Annotated in this window: 24 protein-coding genes; 11 read left to right on the top strand and 13 right to left on the bottom strand. The window is 66.6% G+C overall.

What is annotated here, in order from left to right; translation table 11 throughout:
- Nucleotides 1-6: 6 nt before the first annotated feature.
- Nucleotides 7-465 (top strand): DUF4442 domain-containing protein, encoded by a 459-nt coding sequence (locus PJ259_RS09385; RefSeq protein WP_271655567.1) that lies wholly within the window; start codon nucleotides 7-9, stop codon nucleotides 463-465.
- Here PJ259_RS09385 and PJ259_RS09380 read toward each other — a convergent pair.
- Nucleotides 462-2,855: a DEAD/DEAH box helicase gene (locus tag PJ259_RS09380; RefSeq protein ID WP_271655566.1), complete on the bottom strand. Its 2,394-nt coding sequence runs from the start codon at nucleotides 2,853-2,855 to the stop codon at nucleotides 462-464. The two genes, PJ259_RS09385 and PJ259_RS09380, sit on opposite strands and share 4 nt — an antisense overlap.
- Before the next feature lie 182 nt (nucleotides 2,856-3,037).
- Here PJ259_RS09380 and PJ259_RS09375 point away from each other — a divergent pair, with 182 nt between their 5' ends.
- The 3 genes from PJ259_RS09375 to PJ259_RS09365 all read left to right on the top strand — a co-directional run bounded on the left by PJ259_RS09375 (nucleotide 3,038) and on the right by PJ259_RS09365 (nucleotide 5,599).
- On the top strand, nucleotides 3,038-4,393 hold the full coding sequence (locus PJ259_RS09375; RefSeq protein WP_271655565.1) for a cation:proton antiporter: 1,356 nt from the start codon (nucleotides 3,038-3,040) through the stop codon (nucleotides 4,391-4,393).
- Between the two features lie 36 nt (nucleotides 4,394-4,429).
- A complete protein-coding gene (gene trhA / locus PJ259_RS09370; RefSeq protein WP_271655564.1) occupies nucleotides 4,430-5,056 on the top strand; it encodes a PAQR family membrane homeostasis protein TrhA in 627 nt (208 codons plus the stop codon).
- 144 nt (nucleotides 5,057-5,200) lie between these two features.
- Entirely contained in the window at nucleotides 5,201-5,599 is a 399-nt protein-coding gene (locus PJ259_RS09365; protein WP_059315668.1) for a septal ring lytic transglycosylase RlpA family protein, read from the top strand.
- A gap of 6 nt (nucleotides 5,600-5,605) precedes the next feature.
- Here PJ259_RS09365 and PJ259_RS09360 read toward each other — a convergent pair whose 3' ends face one another.
- Complete coding sequence (locus tag PJ259_RS09360; RefSeq protein ID WP_271655563.1) at nucleotides 5,606-6,622, bottom strand: GGDEF domain-containing protein; 1,017 nt, start codon at nucleotides 6,620-6,622, stop codon at nucleotides 5,606-5,608.
- A gap of 252 nt (nucleotides 6,623-6,874) precedes the next feature.
- On the opposite strand from PJ259_RS09360, the gene PJ259_RS09355 reads away from it, so the two are divergent.
- Both PJ259_RS09355 and PJ259_RS09350 read left to right on the top strand, forming a co-directional pair.
- On the top strand, nucleotides 6,875-7,507 hold the full coding sequence (locus tag PJ259_RS09355; RefSeq protein WP_271655562.1) for a DJ-1/PfpI family protein: 633 nt from the start codon (nucleotides 6,875-6,877) through the stop codon (nucleotides 7,505-7,507).
- The gene (locus tag PJ259_RS09350) at nucleotides 7,501-8,124 is read left to right on the top strand and encodes a glutathione S-transferase family protein (RefSeq protein ID WP_271655561.1); all 624 of its coding nucleotides are present in this window, start codon (nucleotides 7,501-7,503) and stop codon (nucleotides 8,122-8,124) included. The genes PJ259_RS09355 and PJ259_RS09350 overlap by 7 nt, the downstream gene beginning before the upstream one ends.
- A gap of 12 nt (nucleotides 8,125-8,136) precedes the next feature.
- Here the strand turns inward: PJ259_RS09350 and PJ259_RS09345 are convergent, their stop codons facing one another.
- Together PJ259_RS09345 and PJ259_RS09340 are read right to left on the bottom strand one after the other, a co-directional pair.
- Nucleotides 8,137-8,997 carry an ion transporter gene (locus PJ259_RS09345; protein ID WP_059315664.1) on the bottom strand — a complete coding sequence of 287 codons (861 nt, stop codon included), beginning with the start codon at nucleotides 8,995-8,997 and terminating at the stop codon, nucleotides 8,137-8,139.
- A gap of 72 nt (nucleotides 8,998-9,069) precedes the next feature.
- Nucleotides 9,070-10,056, bottom strand: a complete 987-nt coding sequence (locus tag PJ259_RS09340; protein ID WP_271655560.1) for a LysR family transcriptional regulator — start codon at nucleotides 10,054-10,056, stop codon at nucleotides 9,070-9,072.
- 253 nt (nucleotides 10,057-10,309) lie between these two features.
- Here PJ259_RS09340 and PJ259_RS09335 point away from each other — a divergent pair, with 253 nt between their 5' ends.
- From PJ259_RS09335 to PJ259_RS09325, 3 genes are read left to right on the top strand one after another with little or no spacing between them, the layout of a single operon-like run.
- Nucleotides 10,310-11,605: an MFS transporter gene (locus PJ259_RS09335; RefSeq protein ID WP_059315662.1), complete on the top strand. Its 1,296-nt coding sequence runs from the start codon at nucleotides 10,310-10,312 to the stop codon at nucleotides 11,603-11,605.
- Nucleotides 11,606-11,621: 16 nt separating this feature from the next.
- Nucleotides 11,622-12,851 carry a Zn-dependent hydrolase gene (locus PJ259_RS09330; RefSeq protein WP_271655559.1) on the top strand — a complete coding sequence of 410 codons (1,230 nt, stop codon included), beginning with the start codon at nucleotides 11,622-11,624 and terminating at the stop codon, nucleotides 12,849-12,851.
- Between the two features lies 1 nt (nucleotide 12,852).
- A complete protein-coding gene (locus PJ259_RS09325; protein ID WP_271655558.1) occupies nucleotides 12,853-13,872 on the top strand; it encodes a histone deacetylase family protein in 1,020 nt (339 codons plus the stop codon).
- A gap of 38 nt (nucleotides 13,873-13,910) precedes the next feature.
- Here PJ259_RS09325 and PJ259_RS09320 read toward each other — a convergent pair whose 3' ends face one another.
- The 8 genes from PJ259_RS09320 to PJ259_RS09285 form a co-directional block, all read right to left on the bottom strand.
- Nucleotides 13,911-14,258, bottom strand: a complete 348-nt coding sequence (locus PJ259_RS09320) for a cupin domain-containing protein (protein WP_271655557.1) — start codon at nucleotides 14,256-14,258, stop codon at nucleotides 13,911-13,913.
- Nucleotides 14,259-14,360: 102 nt separating this feature from the next.
- The gene (locus PJ259_RS09315; protein WP_271655556.1) at nucleotides 14,361-15,389 is read right to left on the bottom strand and encodes an ABC transporter substrate-binding protein; all 1,029 of its coding nucleotides are present in this window, start codon (nucleotides 15,387-15,389) and stop codon (nucleotides 14,361-14,363) included.
- Complete coding sequence (locus PJ259_RS09310; protein WP_271655555.1) at nucleotides 15,380-16,516, bottom strand: NAD(P)/FAD-dependent oxidoreductase; 1,137 nt, start codon at nucleotides 16,514-16,516, stop codon at nucleotides 15,380-15,382. The genes PJ259_RS09315 and PJ259_RS09310 overlap by 10 nt, the downstream gene beginning before the upstream one ends.
- Nucleotides 16,513-17,874 (bottom strand): NAD(P)/FAD-dependent oxidoreductase, encoded by a 1,362-nt coding sequence (locus PJ259_RS09305; protein ID WP_271655554.1) that lies wholly within the window; start codon nucleotides 17,872-17,874, stop codon nucleotides 16,513-16,515. The genes PJ259_RS09310 and PJ259_RS09305 overlap by 4 nt, the downstream gene beginning before the upstream one ends.
- Entirely contained in the window at nucleotides 17,871-18,161 is a 291-nt protein-coding gene (locus PJ259_RS09300) for a (2Fe-2S)-binding protein (protein ID WP_271655857.1), read from the bottom strand. Before PJ259_RS09300 ends, PJ259_RS09305 begins: the two co-directional genes overlap by 4 nt.
- Before the next feature lie 17 nt (nucleotides 18,162-18,178).
- Nucleotides 18,179-18,973, bottom strand: a complete 795-nt coding sequence (locus PJ259_RS09295; RefSeq protein ID WP_133863274.1) for an ABC transporter permease — start codon at nucleotides 18,971-18,973, stop codon at nucleotides 18,179-18,181.
- 4 nt (nucleotides 18,974-18,977) lie between these two features.
- A complete protein-coding gene (locus PJ259_RS09290; protein WP_271655553.1) occupies nucleotides 18,978-19,844 on the bottom strand; it encodes an ABC transporter permease in 867 nt (288 codons plus the stop codon).
- Nucleotides 19,841-20,860, bottom strand: a complete 1,020-nt coding sequence (locus tag PJ259_RS09285) for an ABC transporter ATP-binding protein (RefSeq protein ID WP_271655552.1) — start codon at nucleotides 20,858-20,860, stop codon at nucleotides 19,841-19,843. The genes PJ259_RS09290 and PJ259_RS09285 overlap by 4 nt, the downstream gene beginning before the upstream one ends.
- Nucleotides 20,861-21,099: 239 nt before the next feature.
- On the opposite strand from PJ259_RS09285, the gene PJ259_RS09280 reads away from it, so the two are divergent.
- Nucleotides 21,100-21,930 carry an IclR family transcriptional regulator gene (locus PJ259_RS09280; RefSeq protein WP_271655551.1) on the top strand — a complete coding sequence of 277 codons (831 nt, stop codon included), beginning with the start codon at nucleotides 21,100-21,102 and terminating at the stop codon, nucleotides 21,928-21,930.
- Here PJ259_RS09280 and PJ259_RS09275 read toward each other — a convergent pair.
- Nucleotides 21,927-22,394 (bottom strand): RNA methyltransferase, encoded by a 468-nt coding sequence (locus PJ259_RS09275; protein WP_059226744.1) that lies wholly within the window; start codon nucleotides 22,392-22,394, stop codon nucleotides 21,927-21,929. The two genes, PJ259_RS09280 and PJ259_RS09275, sit on opposite strands and share 4 nt — an antisense overlap.
- A 98-nt stretch (nucleotides 22,395-22,492) precedes the next feature.
- On the opposite strand from PJ259_RS09275, the gene PJ259_RS09270 reads away from it, so the two are divergent.
- Nucleotides 22,493-23,236, top strand: coding sequence for a class I SAM-dependent DNA methyltransferase (locus PJ259_RS09270; protein ID WP_271655550.1), 744 nt, complete (start codon nucleotides 22,493-22,495; stop codon nucleotides 23,234-23,236).
- Nucleotides 23,237-23,357: the final 121 nt, after the last annotated feature.

The raw sequence follows: 23,357 nt of genomic DNA, 5'->3' as shown, positions 1-23,357 counted from the left end.
CCTGCCATGAATCGACTGCTGTTCAATCTCTTCGCCTGGACCAAGATACCCATCGCCAAGATCGCCGGCTTGCGCCTGCGTCAGCTGGACGCCACCGGCTGCCAGATGCAGGTCACCCATGGCTGGCTGAACCAGAATCCCTTCAAGAGCATGTTCTGGGCGGTGGAAGGCATGGCCGCGGAATTTTCCACCGGCTTGCTCGCCGACCTGCATATCCGCCGCTCTGGCCAGGGCTTCGCCATGCTGGTGGTGGCGATGAGCGCCAGCTTCACCAAGAAGGCGGTGGGCACCATCGTTTTTCGCTGCGACCAGGGTGCGGTCATCGCCGCGGCCCTGGCCCAGGCACGGGAGACAGGCGAGCCGCAGGCCGTCCAGTTGCGTAGCGTCGGCACCGATGAAAGCGGCGAGCAGGTGGCCGAGTTCTTCTTTACCTGGAGCTTCAAGGCGCGGACGCCGGCGGCCTAGCGCCCGAAGCGTCCACCTCGGCGTTCGCCACGCCCCTGGCGCCTGCCACCCTTGCCCTGGCCTTTCTCCTGGCCACGCGGCCGGCGGCGGCGCGACAGCTCGCGGGTGATGGCGTCGTTGAGCAGGTCGCGATGATCCTGGCCGCGTTCCAGTGCGGGAAACAGTTCAGGCAGGCTGCGCGCCAGGTGCAGATAGGTCTCCACCACGTGCAGGGCGCTTTCCAGTCCGGCGAGATCGGTACCCATGGGAATGCGCGGCAAATCCACCGGCTCGCCGCGGGCGACCATGCGCAGCCAGCGCTGGGCCTGGCCACTGGCCGGGCCCTCCAGACCGCCGCGGATCGGTGTGCAGGCGAAGATCCAGCGTAGCTGGAAATCGATGCCGGGCAGGTCGATCAGCTTGATCCACTCGGCCAGCTCATCGGGTAGCACCGAGACGAAGGCATCGCCGTAGTTGATGTTGCGGTTGAAGGTCAGCCAGGTGCGCAGCAGGCTGGGCTCCTCCATGAAGTCGGACAGGGCGCGCAGGTGCTCCAGGCTCGGCCGCACCTGGAACTGATGCAGGTCCACCGGATCGTCCGGGCTGTGGAACAGCCGCTTGATGTTGCGCAGCACATGGGGTTCCAGCGCGGTGATCTCGCCCTCGGCATGATGGCCAAAACGTCCGGCGCGACCGCCGATCTGCTTGACCTCCTGCACCCGCAGCGGGCGATTCTGCACCCCGTCGAATTTCTCGTCGGTGTAGAAGCACAGGGTATGGGCGGGTAGGTTGAGGCCCATGCCCACCGCATCGGTGGCGACCATGATCTCGGTCTCGCCTTCGCGGAAGCGCCGCGCCTGTTCGCGGCGCACCTCCGGGGAGAGGGCGCCATAGACCACCGAGACCCGGCGGCCGGCCATCTCCAGCAGGCCCTTGAGTTCCAGCACCGCCCGCCGGCTGAAGGCCACCAGCAGCGACCCGGGTTCCAGGCGCTCCAGGGCGGTGGCATGGCGCGCCACCGTGACCGGCGACAGGCGCTTGGTGGGCTTGATCTCCAGGCGGTCCTCGCACAGCTCGCAGAGGGTGCGCAGCGAAGGTTCGATCAGCGCCGGACCGGTCATCAGCAGGCGCTTGGTATGGGCACTGACCAGGGCATCGACCCAGGCCCAGCCGCGTTGCGGATCGGCCAGCATCTGCACCTCGTCGACCACCACCACCTCCCATTGCTGGCGCCGGAAGCGGGCGAATTCCTCGACGGTGCAGCAGAAGTGGGTGGCGCCCGGACGAATGATCTCTTCCTCACCAGTCACCAGGGAGCAGGGCACGCCGAGGGATTCCAGGCGCTCCTGGTTCTCCAGGGCCATCAGCCGCAGGGGTGACAGGTAGATGGCGTGGGTCACCGCCGCCATGGCCTCGATGGACCTGTGGGTCTTACCGCTGTTGGTGGGGCCGAGCAGGGCGGTCCAGGTACGGGTCAGGCGCCGGGCCGGATAGTTCTGGTGGTACTGGCCGAAGCGCGGGTTGTTTTCCAGCAGTACGGCGAAGGCCATCTTCTCGCGCTGCTGCGCCACGGCATGGCGCAGGGCCCGACGCAACTTGTCGGCCTCCAGGCGCATCAGTTCCTGCAGGCGCGGCGTGCCGAGCTGGTGCAGATCGAAGTCCAGGGCATCGGCTTCGCTCACCAGCACGGCGAAGCGCTCGCGCAGTTCCCGCTCGGCCTCCGCCTTGAGCGCGGCGACATCGGCGTCGCCGAGCAGGCGCCCCTGATTGGCCGCCAGGCGCCGGGGGATCTCCAGACGGATGTCCTCGTGGGTCAGCACCACGTTGAACCTCAGTTCGTGGCGCGTCTCGTTGAGCACCTCCACCGCGCGCGGCAGGAAGTCGTCCAGGCGGATCAGGGCCTGGGGCACCCGCTCCAGCACACGCTGGCGATCTTCCTCGGCCATCTCGGCGAAGGGCGCTGCCATCACGCCAAGCCGCTCGCGCACGCTCGCACCCAGGCGTTGCCGTACCGCGGCCTCGAAGGTGGTCGCGGAATCGCTTTCCACCAACTGCAGCGCCCAGTGAGGTTCGAGCAACTCGCTCGCCGCGCCGCCCGTGAAGAGTTTTTCGCTGCCGAAGACATCCACCGGATAGCCAAAGGTCTTGCCGGCACTGAGCAGGGCCTGGCCCAGCAAGGTATCGGGATCGGGCGTGCTGCCGGCCGCTACCGCGGCAGCTTCGTCCAGACCCAGCCAGAAGGCCTTGGCGATGCGTCCCAGGTGCGGCAGGGGATAGCCCGCATACGGCTTGAACCAGAGTTCCTGGTGCTGCTGCTTGGCAGTGAAGGTCGCGTGGGTGCGGCTGGCCCAGTCGAGGAATAGCTGCAGGCGGTCGAGACGGCGTTGCTTGCGGAGGCGGTGATCGCTCATGCGGGAAGAGGCTTTCCGTGGAGGGACTGTAAGGCATGGGACCCCGGTCAGGGCCTTGGGGTCACTGCAGGGCACGCCATTCGGCAGATAGGCGGCACTGTGACGGCCTTGGCGCAGTCTCCATCAGGAAGGTGGCGCCCGCCACTGGCTCTTCCTCTCCTGTTCTGGATCACGCTACCCACATGACTTTTCTCGTCTGGGTTGGGGTATTGGGATCGCTATTGATGATCCTGGCCCTGACCTCCGCTTATCTCCGTTGGCTGCCGGTGACCACTTCGGTGGTCTGCCTGGCCTTTGGCATGCTCATCAGTCCCATCGGCCTGGGCCTGGCCGAGGTCGACTTCCAGCAGTCGGCGAACTGGATCGGCCACCTCACCGAGGTGGCGGTGCTCTTCTCGCTGTTCGTCAGCGGCCTCAAGCTGCGGCTGTCGTTCCGTCGCTCCTCCTGGCACGGTGCCTACCTCCTGGCCGGGCCGGTGATGGTCCTCAGCATCGCCGGGGTCTGCCTGGTCGCTCACTATCTGCTCGGCCTGCCCTGGGGCGTGGCCCTGCTGATCGGTGCCATCCTCGCGCCTACCGATCCGGTGCTGGCCGGCCTGGTACAGGTCAACCACGCCCAGGATTTCGACCGGGTGCGCTTCGGCCTTTCCGGTGAGGCCGGCCTCAACGACGGCACGGCCTTTCCCTTCGTGCTGCTCGGTCTGCTGCTGTTGCAACATGGCGAGCCCCAGTGGGGCTGGACCCTGGAGTGGTTCCTGAAAAGCGTGCTCTGGGCGGTACCGGCGGGCCTGTTGCTGGGCTACACCATGGGCAAGGGCGTGGGCCGGTTGATGATCTACCTGCGTACCCGGCACGGTGACAGCACCATTTCGCCCAACGACTTCCTCGCCCTGGCGCTGATCGCCCTGTCCTATGTGCTGGCCGACGAGATCGGCGGCTACGGTTTTCTCGCGGTGTTCGCCGCCGGGCTGGGCCTGCGCCAGGCCGAGGTGCAGACCTCCGGCAATGCGGAAATCCCTTCCGAACAACTGGCGCAGCCGGTGATCGGGCATCTCACCGGCGCACCGGAGCACGCCACGGTGGCCAAGGCGGACGATCTCGAAGAGCCCAAGATGGCGGCCGGCGTGATGATGGGCGACATGCTCGCCTTTGGCAGCCTGGTGGAGCGCTCCTTCGAAGTGCTGCTGGTCACCCTGCTCGGCGTGGTGCTCATCACCCACTGGGACAGCCGCGCCCTGCTGCTGGGTGTCTTGCTGTTCGCCGTGATCCGGCCGCTGGGGGTAGCGACCATGCTGCCCTTTACCCGCATCGAGCGGCATCAGGGGGCGCTGATCGGCTGGTTCGGCATTCGTGGAATCGGTAGCCTGTATTATCTGTGCTACGCGCTCACGCATCATGTCACGGCCGACTGGGCCGGGACCATCGTCGACCTGACGCTGTCGGTGGTAGCCCTGAGCATCGCGGTACATGGGGTTTCCATCCAGCCACTGCTCGACCGTTATGAGCGCCTCACCGCCCGTCGCGAGGGCTCAGGCTGAGCCTGAGTCACGGTGCGACCCTGACCTGGAGGACGCATGTATCACGGCGAACGTCTCAATGCCTGGACCCACCTGGTCGGTGCGCTGCTGGCGCTGGTCGGGGCCATTACCCTGGTGGTGCTGGCCAGCCTGCAAGGCGATCCCTGGCGCATCGTCAGCGTGGCCATCTATGGGGTCGCGCTGGTGATCCTCTACAGCATTTCGACCCTCTACCACAGCGTGAAGGGGCGGGCGAAACGCCTGTTGCAAAAGCTCGATCACCTGTCGATCTACCTGCTCATCGCCGGCAGCTACACGCCGTTCTGCCTGGTGACCTTGCGCGGGCCCTGGGGCTGGACGCTGTTCGGCATCGTCTGGGGCCTGGCCCTGTTCGGGATGGCGCAGGAGCTCAAGCCCCGCTCGGAAGCGCGCATCCTGTCGCTGGTGATCTACGCCGTCATGGGCTGGATCGTGCTGGTGGCAGTGGGGCCGCTGCTGGATCGCCTGGGCGGCGAAGGCTTCGCCTGGCTGGCAGCCGGCGGCGTGCTCTATACCGTCGGCATCCTGTTCTTCGTCTTCGATGATCGCTTTCGTCACTGGCACGGCATCTGGCATGGCTTCGTCATGGCCGGCAGCGCGCTGCACTTCGTCGCCATCCTCAGGTACGTGCTACCGACGCCCTAGCCTAGTCTTGAGGGGCTCGTCACAGATATGGCGGCCTATGGCCATCGGTGGCGAACCCTTGGGTGGCTGTTTGGTTCTCAGATAGCTGAACCCATTCCCAGTGCGTTGCTTTCCCCAAAACGAAGAAGAAGAGGAAGGTGAAACGTGTTCAGCCGTCCCAGATTTCTTGTATTGCTCCTGTTGCTCGCCTGCACGGCCTGCCAGGAAAAGGATGCCAAGACCGTCGCCGCGCCGATCAAGAAGGAAGCCAGCTTCGAACAGCGCGGCAAGGCCTCCTTCTATGCGCGCAAATTCCATGGCAAGGAAACCGCCAGTGGCGAGACCTTCAACAACAACGAACTGGTTGCCGCCCACAAGACCCTGCCGCTTGGCACCCGGGTCAAGGTGACCAACCTGGAAAACGATCGCGCCGTCGTCGTACGCATCAACGACCGTGGGCCCTATATCCGTGGACGCATCATCGACCTCTCGCGTGCCGCTGCCCGGCGAGTGGATATGGTCGAGGATGGCACCACGGCGGTGAAGGTGGAAAAGCTGGAGTAGGGCGCCTCAGGCAGCCCAGACTGCCTGATCCTTGCCCTGTCGCTTGGCCCGATAGAGGCCTTCGTCCGCCTGGCGCAACAGATCGCCTAGCGACGTGGTCGGCTGCAGGCTCATTACCCCGGCGCTGAAGGTGATGCCCTGGGGCTTGGCCTCGGCCAGCTGGATTCGCAGATCGTCCAGCAGGCCTTGCACCTGATCGTCATCCAGCCCAGTGATCAGGAGGCCGAATTCCTCGCCGCCCAGGCGCCCGCCCTGTACGGCTGGGTCGAGTCGCTCTATCGCGCGCGCCATGGTCACCAGGACCTCATCCCCGATCTGGTGGCCGTATCTGTCGTTGATCTCTTTGAAATTGTCGATGTCCAGCATGACGAAATGGCCGGGTGCGTCTTGGCTCGCGGCAAGGGCGGCATCCACCTCCTGCAGGAGCTTGCGCCGATTGGCGATCCTGGTCAGCTCGTCCGTTTCCGCCAGCAGGCGATAGCGCTCCTTGAGGCTGAAGGTCCGGCGCATTCCCTGGCTGCTGGCATGGTTGTAGGCAATGCCGATGGCCAGGGCCACCGCCAGCAGCAACCCGACCAGAGGACCGGGCATGGCGGCTGGCACCAGTTGGTCCTGGCCGACGAAGAGGATGAATAGCGTGCCCAGCAGGGTGAGCAGGTAGTGGGAGAGGCGATAGGTCAGGCCACAGGTACCCAGGCCGAAGACCAGGGCGACGGGCAGATTCCAGTAGAGACCCGCGTCACCCGCATCGTTGATCTGGATCCGAAAGGCGAAGGCGAGCACCCAGATGTTGCCGGTGAAGGCCAGACTCATCAACCGAGCGCTGCGCACCACGCTGAGCAGGGCGCTGACGCCCAGTAGCAGCAACATCACCGCGAAATAGCGTGGCTTGTATGGGCTGCCGATCAGGGGATTGCTCAACAGGCTCAGCGGCCACATCACCAGCATCAACGGCTGCAGCACCAGCAGAGGCGTGCGCAGCACTCGCCTGACGTGCAGCTCGTAACGGTTTTCATCGTCCATCTGGTTCTCGGAGGGGGTGCTGAGGAGGGCTGCAAGTGGGAGGTCGGGTGGCGTCAGCCTATCGGCCGACAGGCTGACTACTTTAATGGCCAGGGGCCACTATCCGCTGAGCGGTGACGGATCAATGCGTCGACCCAGAACCGTTAAGGGCCACGGCCTGGCTGTATGCATGGCTTGGCGCGGCACTGTATCTGGCCGGTCGGCCCGAAACGGGACGAGAATCCGGACTTCTCCCATTCATCCGGTAGCCCCATGCACCTCGCCATCCTCACCTTCGACGGTTTCAACGAGCTGGACTCCCTGATCGCCCTGGGGATTCTCAATCGCATCAAGCGCCCGGACTGGCGCGTCTCGCTGATGGCGCCCTCGCCCTGGGTGACCTCCATGAATGGCGTCCGCCTGGAGCGGCAGGCGGGCTTCGAGGAGCTGGCCGGCTGCGCCGCCGTGCTGGTGGGCAGTGGCATCCGCACCCGCGAACTTGCCCGCGATGCGGCGCTGCTGGAGCAGCTGGCCGTGCTCGATCCCGCTCGCCAGCTGATCGGTGCCCAGTGTTCCGGCACCCTGCTGCTGGCGCGACTTGGCCTGCTGGACGGCGTGCCCGGCTGCACCGATCTCACCACCAAGCCCTGGGTGCAGGACGCTGGCATCAAGGTACTGGAACAGCCGTTCTTCGCCCGTGGCAACCTGGCCACGGCCGGAGGCTGCCTGGCGTCCAGTTACCTGGCCGCCTGGGCCATCGCCCGGCTGCTGGGCCGCGAGGCGGCGGTCGAGGCGCTGCACTATGTCGCACCGGTGGGCGAGAAGGAGGACTATGTCGAGCGGGCGCTCGGCAACATCGAGCCCTATCTCAGCCGTCAACCTCTGGAGGTCGCTTCAGCATGTTGAAGATCCTTGGTCGCATCTCCTCGATCAATGTGCGCAAGGTGCTCTGGTGCCTGGATGAACTGGGCCTGGGCTACGAGCGCGAGGACTGGGGCGCCGGCTTTCGCTCGGCGCAGTCCGCCGAGTACCTGCAGTGGAATCCCAATGGCCAGATTCCGGTACTGCTGGATGGCGATTTCGTGCTCTGGGAGTCCAACAGCATCCTGCGCTATCTGGCCAATGCCCATGGTGGCGAGGCGCTCTATCCGTTGGCGCCACGGGACAGGGCACAGGTCGATCAGTGGCTGGACTGGCAGGCCAGCGAGCTCAACCCGGCCTGGAGCTATCCCTATCTGGCACTGGTCAAGCACCAGCCGCCAGTGCCAGATCCGCAGCGTCTGCAGGAAGGCATCGCCGCCTGGAATGGACGCGTCGCCATCCTGGAGGTGCACCTGGCGCAACACGGCCCCTATGTGGCCGGCGAGCACTTCAGCCTGGCCGACATCGTCCTGGGCCTGTCGCTGCATCGCTGGCGGCGCACTCCGATCAAGCGGATCGCGGCGCCGGCGATCGAAGCCTATCTCGGCCGCCTGGCCACCCGGCCCGCCTGGGCATGCCATGCCAGCGACGCCACGCCTTAGGCGACTTCCGCTCTAGGACGCCGACCTATCCTGCTGACCCGCCTCGGGGCGGGGAAACAGCGGGCTGCCGCAACGGTTGCAAAAGGAGGAGTCGGGCTCGTGGGTGGGCTTCTGGCAGTGCGGGCAGTCGCGCTGCAGGGTGGCGCTGCGCATGGCATTGGCCAGCTCCGCGGTAAAGATCCCGGTGGGCACGGCGATGATCGAATAACCGGTGATCATGATCATGCTCGCCAGGGTCTGGCCCAGGGCCGTCTTGGGCACCATGTCGCCGAAGCCCACGGTGGTGAGGGTCACCACCGCCCAGTAGATGCTGCGCGGGATACTGGTGAAGCCATTGGCCGGTCCTTCGATGACGTACATGAAGGTACCGAACATGGTCACCAGGGTGCAGATGGCCAGCAGGAAGACGGTGATCTTCTGGCGACTGCTGCTCAGCGCCACCATGAGAAAATCCGCCTGGCTCAGGTAGGGCGTGAGCTTGAGCACCCGGAACACCCGCATCATCCGCAGCACCCGGATGACCAGGAAGTACTGGGCGTCGGGCGTCACCAGCGCGATGAAGGCGGGAAGCACGGCCAGCAGGTCGATGAGGCCATAGAAGCTGGTGACGTACTGCCGCGGCCGAGGCGCGCAGATCACCCGCAGCAGGTACTCGATCGCGAAGAGGCCGGTGAAGATCCATTCCAGCCCATAGAGCCAGCTGCCGTAGCGCAAATGGATGGACTGGATACTGTCGAGCATCACCACGCCAAGGCTGGCCATGATGACCGCCAGCAGCAGGGTGTCGAAGAGTTTTCCAGCCGGGGTATAGGTATGGAAGATGATGATGTACAGGCGCTCGCGCCAGGTACCTGGGCGAGGGTAGGGATCCATGGAAGCTCCTTGGCGAGGGTGTCCGGTGCACAAGGATAGCAAGGCGCCCCTCGCTGGCGGGTGGAATGCGCGTTAGAGCCGCGCCGCCACCTCGGTGGTCGCCAGCAGATGCTGGAAGCCTTCCAGCAACGCCGTTTCCGCCTGGGTCATGCGCTGCTCGCGGTGCCAGAGCAGATGCACGTCCACGTCGGCCACCCCCTCGCTGGGCGGCAGGCGCCAGAGTTCGCCAGCGGCCACGTCGTCGGCCACCACGTGCTGGGGCAGGCAGCCGATGCCGTAGCCGGCCCCGACCAGGCGGCGGATCTCTTCGAGACTGGGCGAGGAGGCCACGATGCGGCCGGTGAAGCCCTGCTGGTCGCGAAAGATGGTGAGCGGTGAGAGGCTGCCGCCGATCTGGTCGCTGGTGAAGCTGACGAAGTTCTCGCCCTGCAGATCGGCCAGCGACAGCCCGTTACGGCCGAACAGGGGATGGCGCCGTCCGCAGAAGAAGGCATAGCGCTGCTGCAACAGCACCCGCTGTTCCAGCTTGGGTTGGGGCAGCCGGCACAGGGCGAGGCCCAGGGTCGCGGTCTTCTGCAACAGGGAGCTGATGATGTCCGAACTGCGCATCACGTCGATCTCCAGCTCCACCCGCGGAAAGCGCCGATGGAAGTCAGCGAGGAAGTCGTCGTAGCAGCGTGACTGGATGCGGCTGATGGTGAGCATCCGCACCTTGCCCACCACGGTTTCCGTGGATTGCTCCAGGGCGGCGCCAAGACGGGAGACGTTGCCATAGAGATCGCTGGCGATCCGGGCTACCTCTTCCCCGGCCTCGGTGAGGGCGAAGCGCGGTCCGCGACGGATAATCAGCGCGCGGTCGAGTTGCTCCTCCAGCCGCTTGAGCGCCTGGCTCACCGCCGGCTGGGTCAGGTGCAGCCGCGCGGCGGCACGACTCACGCTGCCTTCCTGGACGATTACCAGATAGGTGCGCAGGAGATTCCAGTCCAGCCGATCGTTGAGAAAGCGCCGACCCTCCTGCGTAGGCGCGGGGGAGAGCGGCCTGTCCTGATTATTAGCCATGCTTATAGATAAGTATAAGAATTAGAAAATTGACTAATCTTAGCCCGCCAAGGGATAACGACGTCAAGGCGTCCCAGAACGCTCCTGCATCCCTTTTCCCCTCCTGCCCAACAAGAACGACATCCCAGGAGTGCTGCGTCCATGTCTCCCTGACCGCTCCGGCCCATCGCCCTCTGGGCGTTCGACCGTCCAGTCCGCTTCGTCCGCGCCCCTCGGCGCCCCTCTTTTCGGTAGTCGATAGGAGCACCCCTGCATGCCGTCCACTTCGCCTCGTCGCCAACCCCGGCGCGCTGCCGCGGCAGCCTTCGTCGGTACCACCATCGAGTGGTACGACTACTACATCTTCGCCACCGCCGCCGCGCTGGTCTTCGGCCAGCTGTTCTTTCCTTCCGATGATCGCCTGCTGAGCACCCTGGCCGCCTTCGGTACCTTTGCCGTCGGTTTCTTCGCCCGGCCTCTGGGTGGCCTGGTCTTCGGCCACATCGGCGACCGCATCGGCCGCAAGAAATCCCTCATCGTCACCCTGCTGATGATGGGCGTGGTGACGATACTCATCGGGGTGCTGCCGACCTACAGCCAGGCCGGGGTCTGGGCGCCGATCCTGCTGATCCTGCTGCGGGTGGTGCAGGGCATCGCCGTGGGCGGCGAATGGGGTGGTGCCGTCCTGATGGCCGGCGAACACGCACCCAAGGGGCGGCGCACCTTCTTCGCGTCCTTCGCCCAGTGGGGCAGCCCGGCTGGGTTGATCCTGTCGATCCTGGCCTTTCGCAGTGTCACTAGCCTGCCGGAAGAGGACCTGCTCAGTTGGGGCTGGCGCCTGCCGTTCCTGGCCAGCGCGCTGCTCCTGGTGGTCGGCCTGGCCATTCGCCTGGGCGTGGACGAGTCCCCCGAGTTCGCGGAGATGAAGGGGCGCCAGGAGACGGTCAAGGCACCGGCGGCAGAGGTGTTGCGCACCGCCTGGCGGCCGCTGCTGCTGTGCATCGGCGCCAATACCCTGGGCATCGCCGGGGTCTATTTCACCAACACCTTCATGCTCAGCTACACCACCCAGGTGCTGGAGCTGTCGCGCTCGCTGATCCTCGACTGCCTGCTGTTCGTCGCGCTCATCCAGTTCCTGGTCCAGCCGCTGGCCGCGCTGCTCGCCGAGCGCCTGGGCAGCGCGCGTTTCCTGCTGCTGATCTCCGCCCTGGCCATGGCCTCGCCCTATCCGATGTTCGTGCTGGTCAAGACCGGCTCGGCGCCGCTGATCGTGCTGGGGATCGCCCTGGCGGCGGCCTGCATGGCGTCTTTCTATGCGGTGATCGCCGGCTTCGTCAGCGGCGTCTTCGCCACCCGGGTGCGCTATACGGCGATTTCCCTGGCCTACCAGATCTGTGGCGCCATCGCCGGTGGCCTGACCCCCATGGTCGGCACCCTGCTGGCGCACCGCTTCACGGGCGAGTGGTGGCCGCTGGCGGTCTTCTACTCCCTGCTGGCGGGCCTCTCGTTCCTGTGTGTGGCGGCCCTGGCCCGCCGCCGGGAGGCTACCGCCCATGTCACTCCCGCCTGATCACGAGGAACACAGCATGTATCGAATCGACGGTGAACGCCTCTGGCAGAGCCTGGCCGCCATGGCCGAGGTAGGCCCCGGTGAGGCCGGTGGCAGCAGCCGCTTGGCGCTGAGCGAGGAGGATCGCCAGGGACGGGCCCTGTTCGGCCAATGGTGCGAGGCTGCCGGCCTGAGCCTGGCGGTGGATCGCATCGGCAACCTGTTCGCCCGCCGGCCGGGTCGCGATGCCCAGGCCGCACCGGTGGTCATGGGCAGCCATCTGGACACCCAGCCCAAGGGCGGCCGCTTCGATGGCGTCTATGGCGTGCTCGCCGGGCTCGAGGTGATGCGCAGCCTGAACGATGCGGATATCCAGACCGACCGGCCACTGGAACTCGCCGTCTGGACCAACGAGGAGGGTGCTCGCTTCACCCCCGCCATGCTGGGGTCCGCGGTCTTCACCGGGCAACTGCCCCTGGCCGAGGCCCTGGCGACCTGCGACCGCGACGGCATCTCCGTGGCCGCCAGCCTGGAGCGCATCGGTTATGCCGGTGACTTGCCCCTGGGTCGGCCTTTCGACGCCTACTTCGAGGCGCACATCGAGCAGGGCCCGGTGCTGGAGGACGCGGGTGTCCCTGTCGGTGTGGTGACCGGCGGCCAGGCGATCTGCTGGCTCGACATCCGTGTTCAGGGGACCGCCGCTCATGCCGGCACCACGCCAATGGCCAGGCGCCGGGATGCCCTGTTCGGTGTCGGCCGGATGCTGGCTGCGCTGGAGGATCTCGCTTCTCGCTTCGGCGACGGACTGGTCACCGTGGGGCAGCTGGAGGTCGCGCGCTCCTCGCGCAACACCATTGCCGGCGACGTGCATTTCACCCTGGACCTGCGGCATCCCCAGGACCAGACGCTGGCGGCCATGGAAGCGGCCGCGCGCGAATGCCTGGCCGTCGTGGCCGACGAGCGCGGCTTGTCGCTGGACGTCCAGCGGCATTGGCTGAGTCCTGCTACCCCCTTCGCCGCCGATTGCGTCGCCGCTGTGCGCAATGCAGTCCAGGCATTGGGCTATCCCTATCGCGACATCATCAGCGGCGCCGGTCACGACGCCATCCACCTGGCCAGGCACTGCCCCACCGCGATGATTTTCATCCCCTGCGCCGGCGGTCTGAGTCACAACGAGGCCGAGTCGGCCACCTTCGAGGACGTCCGCCGTGGCGCCGACGTCCTGTTCAATGCGGTGCTGGCTCGCGCCGGCCACCAGGAGAGATGACGTGAAGACCTTCTTCCATCCCGACCAGCGTCTGCATCACCCACGCAGCTACTTGTCCCGCGGCCAGATGCGCACGCCCCAGGAGGTGCCGGCCCGCCTCGATGCCCTGCTCGCGGCGGTGGAGCGCCTGGGCTATCCCCTCGAACAGCCGGTGGATCATGGGCGCGAGCCGCTGCATGCGGTGCACGGCGAAGCCTATGTGACCTACCTGGAAAACGCCTACCACGACTGGCATCAGGTGCCCGAGGACTGGGGTGACGAGGTGATGTCGAACATCTACATTCGCGAAGGCAATCCGTTGCGCGGCATCCTCGGCCAGACTGCCCGCTACCTGGCCGATGGCAGTTGTCCGATCGGCGCCCAGACCTGGGCTGCCGTCTATGGCTCCGCCCAGAGCGCGGTGGCGGCGGCGCGCTGCGTGCGTGACGGCGAGCCGGCCGCCTATGCACTGTGTCGCCCGCCAGGCCACCATGCCCGGGCCGAGGCGGCCGGTGGTTTCTGCTACCTGAACGGAGCGGCCATCGCCGCCCAGGAGCTACGGACGCGCTTTGCCCGGGTCGCCATCCTGGATACCGACATGCACCACGGTCAGGGCATTCAGGAAATCTTCTACGAGCGCGACGACGTCTTCTATCTGTCGATCCACGGCGATCCGACTAACTTCTATCCGGTGGTGGCCGGCTTCGCCGACGAGCATGGCAGTGGGCAGGGCGAAGGCTGCAACCTCAATCTGCCGATGCCTCATGGCGCCTCCGAGGCCGACTTCTTCGCCCGGCTGGATGAGGCCGAGGCGGCGCTGCGTCGGTGGGCGCCGGACGTGCTGGTGCTGTCCCTGGGTTTCGACATCTACGAGAAGGACCCGCAATCCAAGGTGGCGGTGAGTCAGGCAGGCTTCGGCCGGCTGGGGGAAAGGATCAAGGCCCTGGGGCTGCCCACGGTGATCGTGCAGGAGGGTGGTTACGACCTGGAAACCCTGAGCGACAACGCCGAGCGCTTCTTCCGCGGCTTCGACGGTCGCTGAAGCCTGGCCCCCGGCAGCGGCGCCGGGGGCTGGCAGGATCAGGCGAAGACGAAGTACTTGCGTACCGTCTCGACCACTTCCCAGGTGCCCTTCATGCCGGGCTCGACGACGAAGATGTCGCCGGCTTTCAGGTGGATGGGTTCCTGGCCATCGGGGGTGATGATGCAGTAGCCCTCCTGGAAGTGGCAGTACTCCCACTTCACGTAGTCGACGCGCCACTTGCCGGGGGTGCAGATCCAGGTGCCCATGATCTTGCTGCCGTCATCGGAGGTGTAGGCATTGAGGTTGACGGTATGGGGATCGCCTTCGATGCGCTCCCATTTGCAGGCATCGACCACGGGCATGGGTTGGGTGTCGCGCAGAACGGTGATGGGCGGGTTGGCCATGGCGGCTCTCCTGGTGATGGAAGCCGCCAAGGGTGAGGGGTCGCCCCGGACCGGAGTTGTCCAGGGTCGACCTCTAGCGGTGCGTTTGCGCTATCCGACTGACTAGCGCTCCACCTGCCGGTTCCAGCGGGCGTTCCACTGCGGCCGTACCTTGTTGACCTCGTCCCAGTCGATGGTCACGGCGGTCTTCAGGTAGTTCTGCATGGCATCCACCTGGCCGCGGGTCTTGTCGGTGGTGGGGGTATTGGGGTTGGACGGGATCTGGTCACCCAGTTCCAGCGCCGGCGCCTGGGCTTCTGGGGTCAGCAGGTATTCCGCCAATTGCTGGGCCAGCTCCGGCTGGTCGTTGTTGGCGGTCACGCATTCGGCGACGTTGAGTACCACGGCGCCTTCCTTGGGCGGCGCGTATTCCACCGGGATACCCTTGAGCTTGAGCGCGGTGACCTGGGTGGGCGTCAGCGGGAACAGCGCCGCCTCGTCGGTCTGCACCATCTCCGAGAGCTTGGCCGAGCTGGGGATGTACTCCAGCACATTGGGGCCGACGGTGGTGGGCCAGGCCTTGAAGCCGGGATCGACGTCCTGCTCGGTGCCACCCTTGAGGCGGTTGAACATCAGGAAGCCGTGCAGGCCGAAGGTGGATGACGACAGCGACTGGAACACTACCTTGCCCTTGTACTTGGGATCGGCGAGGTCCGCCCAGGAGGTCGGCGCCGCCCAGCCCTTTTCCTTGAACAGCCGGCTGTTGTAAGCAAGCCCTGTCACGCCCAGGCTGACGGCGGCCGCCTGGTCCTTGATCCTGGCCTTGTCGGGGATCTGCGCCAGGCTCGCGCTGGGCTTGAGCGGACTGCACAGATTCATGCCGATGGCGCGGTACATGATGCCGTCGTCGAGAAACATCACATGGATCGGCGGCTTCTGCGGACTGGCCTGGACCTTGGCGAGGATGTCCGCCGAGGTACCGGGCACGATCACCACCTTGACGTTGTGCGCCTTCTCGAAGGCGGGCAGCACGCTGTCGGCATAGAGGCGCTCCATGGTGCCGCCGTTCATGCCGAGGTAGAGCGTCGGTTCGGCCACTGCGGCCAGGGGCAGGCCGGCGAGGGCCACGAGCAGGGCAGGGGTCAGGCGCATGATTGGGAACTCCTGGGCTGGGAAGGGAAACGGGCGATGGAAAAGGCCTGCAGGCTGTGCCGGGGCGCGCCGTGCAGGATGCACTCGGCCAGGGCTTCGCCAGCCGCCGGCCCGATCTGGAAGCCCGCGCCGGCAAAGCCGAAGCCGTGCAGCAGGCCGGGGGTGGTAAGACTGGGGCCGAGCACCGGCTGGTGATCGGGCAGATAACCCTCGACGCCGCTCCAGGTGCGGATGGCCTGGGCGCCAGTGAGCGCCGGATAGAGTTCGGCGGCGTTTCTCAGGATGTCGAGGATGGCCAACTGGCCGGGGCGGGCGCGGTCGGCGTCGAGGGCGAAGCCACGCCCACCGCCCAGCACGCAATTGCCCCGGGCCACCTGGCGGGCATAGATGCCGCCGCCTTCCACGCCGGTGCTGGCAGTCATGAAGGGCGGCAGCGGTTCGGTCACCAGCATGGCCGGATGGGCCGCGGTGAGGGGCACCGGCTCGCCGAAGCGGGCGGCCAGATCCGCTGCCCAGGCGCCCGCGCAATTCAGCAGCCAGGGCGCGCTCAAGGTCAGGCCGCTGTCAGTGCGGAGCTGGAAGCGCTGGCCGTCGTGCTCGACTACGGTCACGGCGGTCCGTTCGAGGATTCGGGCGCCCGCGCGGGCAGCCGCCCGCGCAAAGGCCGGCGAGACCAGCCGTGGATTGGCGTGGCCATCCTCCGGGCAGAAAGAGGCACCCACGGCGATGTCGCCGACCCAGGGAAAGCGGCGACGCAATTCGCCGCGGTCGAGCAGTTGCAGATCGAGGTCGAAGCCCTGGCTGGCCCGGGCATAGGCCTGCAGGGAGGCGAAGTCGGTCTCGCTGCGGGCCAGCTTGAGGTGGCCGGACCTCAGGTATTCGCCATCGGTGCCCAGCAGGTCCTGCAGACCACCCCAGATCTCATGGGCACGGCTGGACAGCGGCAACTGCACCAGTGGCCGCCCCTGGCGGCGCACCCCGCCGTAGTTGACGCCACTGGCCTGGGCGCCGCAGAAGTTGCGCTCCAGCAGGGCGACGCGCTGGCCGCCCTGGGCGAGGAACAGCGCCGCGCTGCTGCCGACGATGCCGCCACCGATGACCAGGACATCCAGCTCCAGCCGGCTCATGGCGCCAGCTCCACGCCAAAGGGCAGCGGCTTGATCGGCGCCTGGGCGCGCAACCGACCGATCTGGTCCAGCGGCCGGCCACTGGCGCAGGCAATCAGCTCGGCCGCCGCGGCGCCACAGAGGCGGCCCTGGCAGCGGCCCATGCCGACCCGGCAGGTGGCCTTGACCCTGTTGATCTCCCAGTGCCCCTGATCCACCGCGGCGCGGATCTCGCCGGCGCTGACCTGCTCGCAGCGGCACACCATCAAGTCATCCGGCGCCTTGGCGGCCCAATCCGCGGGGAAGGGGAAGGCGCGCTCCAGGCCCTGGCGAAAGACCTCGAAGCGGGTCAGGCGTGCTTGCAAGGCGTCGACCCGCGTCGCGTCCACCGTCAGGCCGCGATCAGCCAGCAGGCTCAAGGCGGCCAGCTCGCCGGCCAGTTCGGCGGCATCGGCGCCCTGGATGCCAGCGCCGTCGCCGGCCAGGTAGACCCCGGCCTGGCTACTGCGGCCGCCGTTGTCCCGCACCGGCAGCCAGGCGCGATTGAGCGGATCCCAGGCGAACTCGCAGCCCAGCAGATCGGCCAGTTGGGTCTCGCTGCGCAGTGTCTGGCCGAAGCCGAGAGCATCACATTCCAGCCGATGCGCTTCGCCATCGGCAGCGCGCCAGCGGACGGCACCCACGCGGCGTTCGCCTTCGACGGCAAGGAGTTCGGCGCCTTGGTGCACGGGCACGCCGTGCAGCGCCAGCCAGCTGCGGTAATAGAGCCCCTTGGCGAAGGTGGCCGGCTGGCCGAGCAGCGCCGGGGTGGCTGCGGCCTGGTCGCGAAAGGGGGCGCTGTCCAGCACGGCCAGCGGCTTGGCCCCGGCCTTGGCGTATTGATAGGCCACCAGGTAGAGCAGCGGGCCCGTCCCGGCCAGCACTGGACGGCTACCGATGGCGCAGCCCTGGAACTTGAGTGCCACCTGAGCCGCGCCGAGGCTGTAGACGCCCGGCAGGGTCCAACCCGGCACCGGCAGGATGCGGTCGGTGGCACCGGTGGCAACGATGACCTGGTCGAACGTCAGGCGATCGACGTAGCGGCCCTGGCTCAGGGTATCCAGGGCGCTTTGCTCGGCATTCCACACCAGGGTGTCGGGGCGATAGTCCAGCGCCGTCTGCACCTCGGTCAAAGCACCGTGCAGCGCCTGGGCCTTGCCGGCTTCGAAGCCATAGAGCGCCTTTAGCGGGCGCCGGAAATTGCCCGGTTGCTGGCGATAGATCTGGCCGCCGCCACGGGCGCTCTCATCCATCAGCACCGGTCTCAGGCCATGGGCGACCAGGGTCTGGGCCGCACGTATGCCCGCTGGTCCTGCGCCCACCACCACGACGGCGCTCACAGCGGCCGCCCCGGGTCGCGACTGACCGCCTGGCCCGCTTCAAGAAAGGTGGCGCAGGCGCGCACCCGGCGGCCGTCGGCCAGGCGCACCCAGCAATCCTGGCAGGCACCCATCAGGCAGAAGCCGGCACGAGGTTCGCCGCCGAAGTCACTGCCGCGCAGGTGGTCGCTCTGGGTGAGGATGGCGGTCAGCAGGGTGTCGCCCTCCAGGCCCTCGGCCGGCTGGCCGTCGAGGGTGAAGGCCAGGGTTGGGCGGTCGCCTTCGGCCACCCGCGTGAGCAGTGCCATGGAGGGGTCTCGGCTGTTCATTGTTTGCCCACCAGTACGCGATCCAGGCCGTAGATGCGGTCGAGCAGGATCATGGTGGCCGCGGTCAGGGCAATCACCAGGGCCGACACCGCCGCCATCATCGGGTCGATGGATTCGGTGGCGTAGACGTACATCCGCACCGGCAGGGTTTGGGTCGCCGGCGAGGTGACGAAGATCGACAGGGTCACCTCGTCGAAGCTGTTGATGAAGGCCAGCAGCCAGCCGCCGGCGACGCCGGGCAGGATCATCGGCAGGGTGATGCGGCAGAACAGCGTGGTGCGACTGGCGCCCAGGCTCTCGGCGGCCTGCTCGGCGCTGCGGTCGATGCCGATGGCGGCGGCGATCACCAGGCGCAGCACATAGGGGGTGATCACCACCACGTGGGCCAGCACCAGCCAGCTGAAGCTGCCGTTCACCCCCAGCAGGGCGAACAGCCGCAGCATGGCCACGCCCAGCACCAGGTGCGGGATGATGATCGGCGAGAGGAACAGGCCGTTGAGAAAGCCCTGGCCGGGAAAGCGGTAGCGGGTGATGGCTAGCCCCGCCGGCACCGCGATCAGCGTTGCCAGGGTCGCCGAGAGGGCGGCCAGCTGCAGGCTGTTGTAGAAGGCGGTAAGGAAATCCGCCCGCTCGAACACGGCGGCGAACCAGCGCAGCGAGAAGCCGGAGGTGGGCAGGCTGAGGGTGTTTTCCGGGGTGAAGGCCACCAGGCAGACCACCACCAGGGGCGCCAGCATGAAGACCATCACCAGGGTATGGAAGGCGAGCCCGAGCGGGCCGTTGCGGGTCATGAGGTCAGACTCCCAGGGCACGTTTGTAGCGGCGTTCCACCAGGCGATTCCAGCTCAGCATCACCAGGAGGTTGAGCAGCAGCAGGGCCACCGCGAGGGTGGCGCCCATCGGCCAGTTGAGTTCCGCCAGGTACTGGTCGTAGATCAGGGTGGCGACCATCTTCAAGCGGCGTCCGCCGAGCAGGCCGGGAATGGCGAAGGAGCTGGCGGCCAGGCCGAAGACGATCAGCGTTCCGGACAGCACCCCGGGCATCACCTGGGGCAGCACGATGCGCCGCAGCACCGTCAGGTGACTGGCGCCCAGGGACAGCGCGGCCTGCTCGGCGGCAGGGTCGAGCTTCTGCAGCGAGGTCCAGACCGGGATGATCATGAAGGGCAGCATCACGTGGACCAGGCCGACGATCACCGCGAAGGGGGTGTAGAGCAGCTTCAGCGGACGCCCGCCCAGGGCCACAATGGCCTGGTTGACCAGTCCGTCGGCGCCCAGTAGCAGACTCCAGCCGAAGGCGCGCACCACCACCGAGATCAAGAGCGGTGTCAGCACCAGGATCAGGAAGATCGAGCGCCAGGGCGCGCCCATGCGACTGAGGACGATGGCCTCGGGCACTCCGATCAGCACGCAGAGCAGGGTGACCAGGGCGCTGATCCAGAAGGTGCGCAGGAAGATCTCGTAGAAATAGGGATCGCCCAGCAGATTGAGGTAGTGGGCGAGGGTGTAGCTGCCTTCCTTGACCCCGGTTTCGTAGTCGAAGACGTTGAAGGAGAGCACCAGGGTCAGCGCCAGGGGCGCCAGCAGCAGCCCGGCGAACAGCACCAGGGCCGGGGCACTGAGCAGATAGGCGCGACCGGTGCCGCGCAGCAGGGTGCTCATGCCGCCGCCTCCGCGGTTTCCAGCCGGCGCAGCAGCCTGTCGTCCCAATGCAGGCCAACGTTCTGGCCTTCATCCAGCGGCGGTTGCCCATCGTTGCTGCGCAATACCGACAGCTCACCGAGTACGGTTTCCAGGCGATACAGCCACTGGCTGCCGAGAAAGAAGCGGGTCAGCACCCGACCTTGCAGGCGACCTTCACCGGCGGGACGCAGCTCGATCTTTTCCGGGCGCAGTGAGATCGCCAGGGCGCCACCGGCGGCGATCTGCGGCTGGCCCTGGGCGTCCAGGGTGCCGGGCAGCAGGTTGGCCTTGCCGACGAAGTCGGAGATGAATCTGTTGCGCGGGTGTTCGTAGAGGCGATAGGGCGCATCCACCTGGGTGATACGCCCGGCCTCCATCACCACCACCCGGTCGCTGATGGACAGCGCCTCGGACTGGTCGTGGGTGACCATTAGGGTGGTGATGCCCACCTCGCGCTGGATGCGGCGGATCTCGAACTGCATCTCCTCGCGCAGATGGGCGTCCAGGTTGGACAGCGGCTCGTCGAGCAAGAGCACCGGTGGTGCTATCACCAGCGCCCGCGCCAGGGCCACCCGCTGGCGCTGACCGCCGGAGAGTTCGCGCGGATAACGCTCGGCATGCGGTCCCAGATGCACCAGCGCCAGGGCCTCCTCGACCCGCCGCGCCAGCTCGGCGCCCGCGACCTTGCGCATGCGCAGTCCGAAGGCGACGTTGTCGCGCACCGTCATATGCGGAAACAGCGCATAGCTCTGGAATACCACCCCGAGACCCCGGCTGGCCGGCTTGGCCTGGGTGATGTCCTGGCCATCAAGAAGGATGCGCCCGCTGCTGACGTCGACGAAGCCGGCGATCATCTGCAGGGTGGTGGTCTTGCCGCAGCCGGAGGGACCGAGCAGGGAAACGAATTCGCCGCGCTCGATGGCCAGGGTCGAACCGGCCACCGCGTAGCTGTCGCCGTAGCGCTTGCTAAGGTTGTCGAGAGTCAGGAAAGCCATGGCCGCAATGCTCCTCCAGTCACGCCCACACGGATGGCGGGCAGGGTTGTGGCAGGGCGAAAGACAGCCTGGATCTGGGACGTTGGCGCTCGCTCGATTGGCGGCGTCCGGTGATTGTGAGTATCGCCCTATGGACCTGAAGGTAAGGGCGACCTAGGATGCGGGACAAGCAGGTTTTTCACTGAATGAACTCTTTTTTCAGATTTATTCACTCAGTGGAATATTTTGGAGCGGTGCAGATGGAAGATTCCATTGAAAGAAAGGCAGCTGCAGGCGAGGTAGGCGTCGGTGCCATTAGCCGGGTATTCGCCGTGGTGCGTGCCCTGGGTGAGGGCGATCCCGAAGGCGAGAAGGTCACCCGCCTGGCCGAGCGCGTGGGGCTTTCGCAGCCCACCACTCACCGGCTGCTGCGCGGCCTGGTGGAGGAGGGCATGGTGGAACAGTGCGCCCGCAGCAAGAGATACCGGCTGAGCCTGGACTTCTTCGCCCTGGCGGCCCGCGCCGGGCAGGTCGGCAACCTGCGCGACCTGGCGCGACCGAGTCTGCTGCGACTGTCGGCGTCCCTGGGGGATTCGCTGTTCCTGCTGGCGCGCAGCGGCTTCGACGCCATGTGCCTGGACCGCAGCGAAGGGCCCTATCCGATCCGCACCTTCACCGGCGACATCGGTGGCCGTGTGCCCCTGGGTGGCGGCCAGGGCGCCCTGGCGATCCTGGCCTTCCTGCCCGAGGAAGAGCGCGAAGAGGTGATCCGCTACAACCTGCCGCGGCTGCGCGACGCCCATCATTACGACGAGGTGCTGTTGCGCGCCGAGATCGACAACGTCCGCCAGCAGGGCTATGCCGCGCGCAACACCGGAGTGCTGGCCGGCATGGCAGGCCTCGCCGTCCCCATCCTCGACCGCAATGGCCGGGCGGTGGCGGCTCTGAGCGTGGGCACCCTGAGCGAACGCCTCAACCCCCAGCGCCTGCCCACGGTGATCGAACTGCTCAGGCGCGAAGCTGGGGTGATCGCCGCACGTATCAACCCCTTCGATCCGGTCTTGCGCCGGCCGACCCAGGGGTTTGGTTAAAACAACGGACCCGAGCGGGTGTTATTGCCCTTCGCCAGTCGGTCATAGAGCACCACATTGACCGTGGCCGCCAGATTCATGCAGCCTTGGGTGGGGATGTACACCACGTCTTCGCACCAGTCGCGCAGTTCCTGGCTCAGGGACCCGTCCTCTGAGCCAAACAGATAGAGGGCGCGATCGGGATGGGTGTACTCGGGCAGCGGCCGGGCGCCGTCGACCAGCTCCACCGCCACCGGCACGCACCCCAGCGGCAAGATGCGGCGCAGGTCGTCGATGTTGATCAGCGGGATATCCTGGTGGACCTTCTTGGTGTCGGTGACGAAGTCCTTGGCCCGGTCGTAGCGGGTGCCGGTATAGAACACCGAGGCCACCCCGTAGCAACCTGCCGCCCTCATGATGGACCCGACGTTGGATGGCGACTTGGGGTTGCTCAGGCCGATGCAGGCGTATCTCTTGTTGCTCACGTCAGGAGGACTCTCGGGAAAACCGCCAGTATAAGGCGTCGAAGGTTGCAGAAACCGACTAAGATGCGCGCCCGCGTCTTCAGCCCCGAGCCCCTGTGATGTCCGCCACTGCCCTCTACACCGACCTGTCGGCCTACTACGACCTGCTTTGCGCCGACATCGACTACCGGGCCCAGAGCCAGGCGGTGCTGCGCCTACAACGGCTGTTCGGCAACGGCGGCAGCTGTCATCTGGATCTCGCCTGCGGCACCGGCCCCCATGTGCGGCATTTCCTCGATGCCGGCTTCCAGAGCAGCGGGCTGGACCTCAATCCGCCGATGCTGGCCCAGGCCGCGCTGCGTTGCCCGGAGGCGGAGTTTTCCTGCCAGGACATGTGCAGCTTCACGCTGGACCAGCCGGTCGATCTGATCACCTGCTTTCTCTACTCCCTGCACTACAGCGGCAGCCTCGCACGCCTCCAGGCCTGCCTGGCGCAGGTCCAGGCGGCCCTGACCCCCGGCGGCCTGTTCTGCTTCAACGCCGTGGACAAGCGCCGCATCGACAATGCCTCCAGCGTCGGCCACAGCGTCGCGCGGGCCGATGGCCACTTCAGCTTCGCCTCCGCCTGGCACTACCCAGGCGAGGGCGAACACCAGCAGCTCCGCCTGCGCATCGAACGCCGCCACGCCGGCGAGCAGCAGACCTGGCAGGACGAACATCCCATGGTGGCGGTGGACTTCCCCGAACTGCTGGCCCTGCTGGAGCCACAGTTCGAGGTGCAGGTGCTGGAGCACGACTACCAGCGCATCGAGCCCTGGGCCGGCGAGGCGGGTAATGCGCTGTTTGTCTGCGTCAGGCGCTAGAGTCTGTTCAAAGTCTCGCGAGCTAGAGCCAAACAAGGCGAAAATGCCTGAGGAAGCGGAGTTTACGAGTGGTAAATGAGCATTCCGAAGGCCTTTTCAACGCAGTTTGGCCGACGCGCAG

Source organism: Pseudomonas sp. JBR1 (assembly GCF_028198185.1).
Lineage (GTDB): Bacteria > Pseudomonadota > Gammaproteobacteria > Pseudomonadales > Pseudomonadaceae > Chryseomonas > Chryseomonas oryzihabitans_E.
Note: the sequence above shows the minus strand (reverse complement) of the source record. Positions and strands in the feature narration are given on the sequence as shown.

Coding starts and splice junctions, on each gene's coding strand:
- PJ259_RS09345 (WP_059315664.1), bottom strand. CDS start 8,997: ATGGATCCCTACCCTCGCCCAGGTACCTGGCGCGAGCGCCTGTACATC.
- PJ259_RS09355 (WP_271655562.1), top strand. CDS start 6,875: ATGCACCTCGCCATCCTCACCTTCGACGGTTTCAACGAGCTGGACTCC.
- PJ259_RS09290 (WP_271655553.1), bottom strand. CDS start 19,844: ATGAGCACCCTGCTGCGCGGCACCGGTCGCGCCTATCTGCTCAGTGCC.
- PJ259_RS09380 (WP_271655566.1), bottom strand. CDS start 2,855: ATGAGCGATCACCGCCTCCGCAAGCAACGCCGTCTCGACCGCCTGCAG.
- PJ259_RS09340 (WP_271655560.1), bottom strand. CDS start 10,056: ATGGCTAATAATCAGGACAGGCCGCTCTCCCCCGCGCCTACGCAGGAG.
- PJ259_RS09280 (WP_271655551.1), top strand. CDS start 21,100: ATGGAAGATTCCATTGAAAGAAAGGCAGCTGCAGGCGAGGTAGGCGTC.
- PJ259_RS09270 (WP_271655550.1), top strand. CDS start 22,493: ATGTCCGCCACTGCCCTCTACACCGACCTGTCGGCCTACTACGACCTG.
- PJ259_RS09335 (WP_059315662.1), top strand. CDS start 10,310: ATGCCGTCCACTTCGCCTCGTCGCCAACCCCGGCGCGCTGCCGCGGCA.
- PJ259_RS09300 (WP_271655857.1), bottom strand. CDS start 18,161: ATGGCACTGCTCACGCGGGTGGCCGAAGGCGACCGCCCAACCCTGGCC.
- PJ259_RS09350 (WP_271655561.1), top strand. CDS start 7,501: ATGTTGAAGATCCTTGGTCGCATCTCCTCGATCAATGTGCGCAAGGTG.
- PJ259_RS09360 (WP_271655563.1), bottom strand. CDS start 6,622: ATGGACGATGAAAACCGTTACGAGCTGCACGTCAGGCGAGTGCTGCGC.
- PJ259_RS09285 (WP_271655552.1), bottom strand. CDS start 20,860: ATGGCTTTCCTGACTCTCGACAACCTTAGCAAGCGCTACGGCGACAGC.
- PJ259_RS09310 (WP_271655555.1), bottom strand. CDS start 16,516: ATGAGCCGGCTGGAGCTGGATGTCCTGGTCATCGGTGGCGGCATCGTC.
- PJ259_RS09320 (WP_271655557.1), bottom strand. CDS start 14,258: ATGGCCAACCCGCCCATCACCGTTCTGCGCGACACCCAACCCATGCCC.
- trhA (WP_271655564.1), top strand. CDS start 4,430: ATGTATCACGGCGAACGTCTCAATGCCTGGACCCACCTGGTCGGTGCG.
- PJ259_RS09330 (WP_271655559.1), top strand. CDS start 11,622: ATGTATCGAATCGACGGTGAACGCCTCTGGCAGAGCCTGGCCGCCATG.
- PJ259_RS09315 (WP_271655556.1), bottom strand. CDS start 15,389: ATGCGCCTGACCCCTGCCCTGCTCGTGGCCCTCGCCGGCCTGCCCCTG.
- PJ259_RS09295 (WP_133863274.1), bottom strand. CDS start 18,973: ATGACCCGCAACGGCCCGCTCGGGCTCGCCTTCCATACCCTGGTGATG.
- PJ259_RS09375 (WP_271655565.1), top strand. CDS start 3,038: ATGACTTTTCTCGTCTGGGTTGGGGTATTGGGATCGCTATTGATGATC.
- PJ259_RS09385 (WP_271655567.1), top strand. CDS start 7: ATGAATCGACTGCTGTTCAATCTCTTCGCCTGGACCAAGATACCCATC.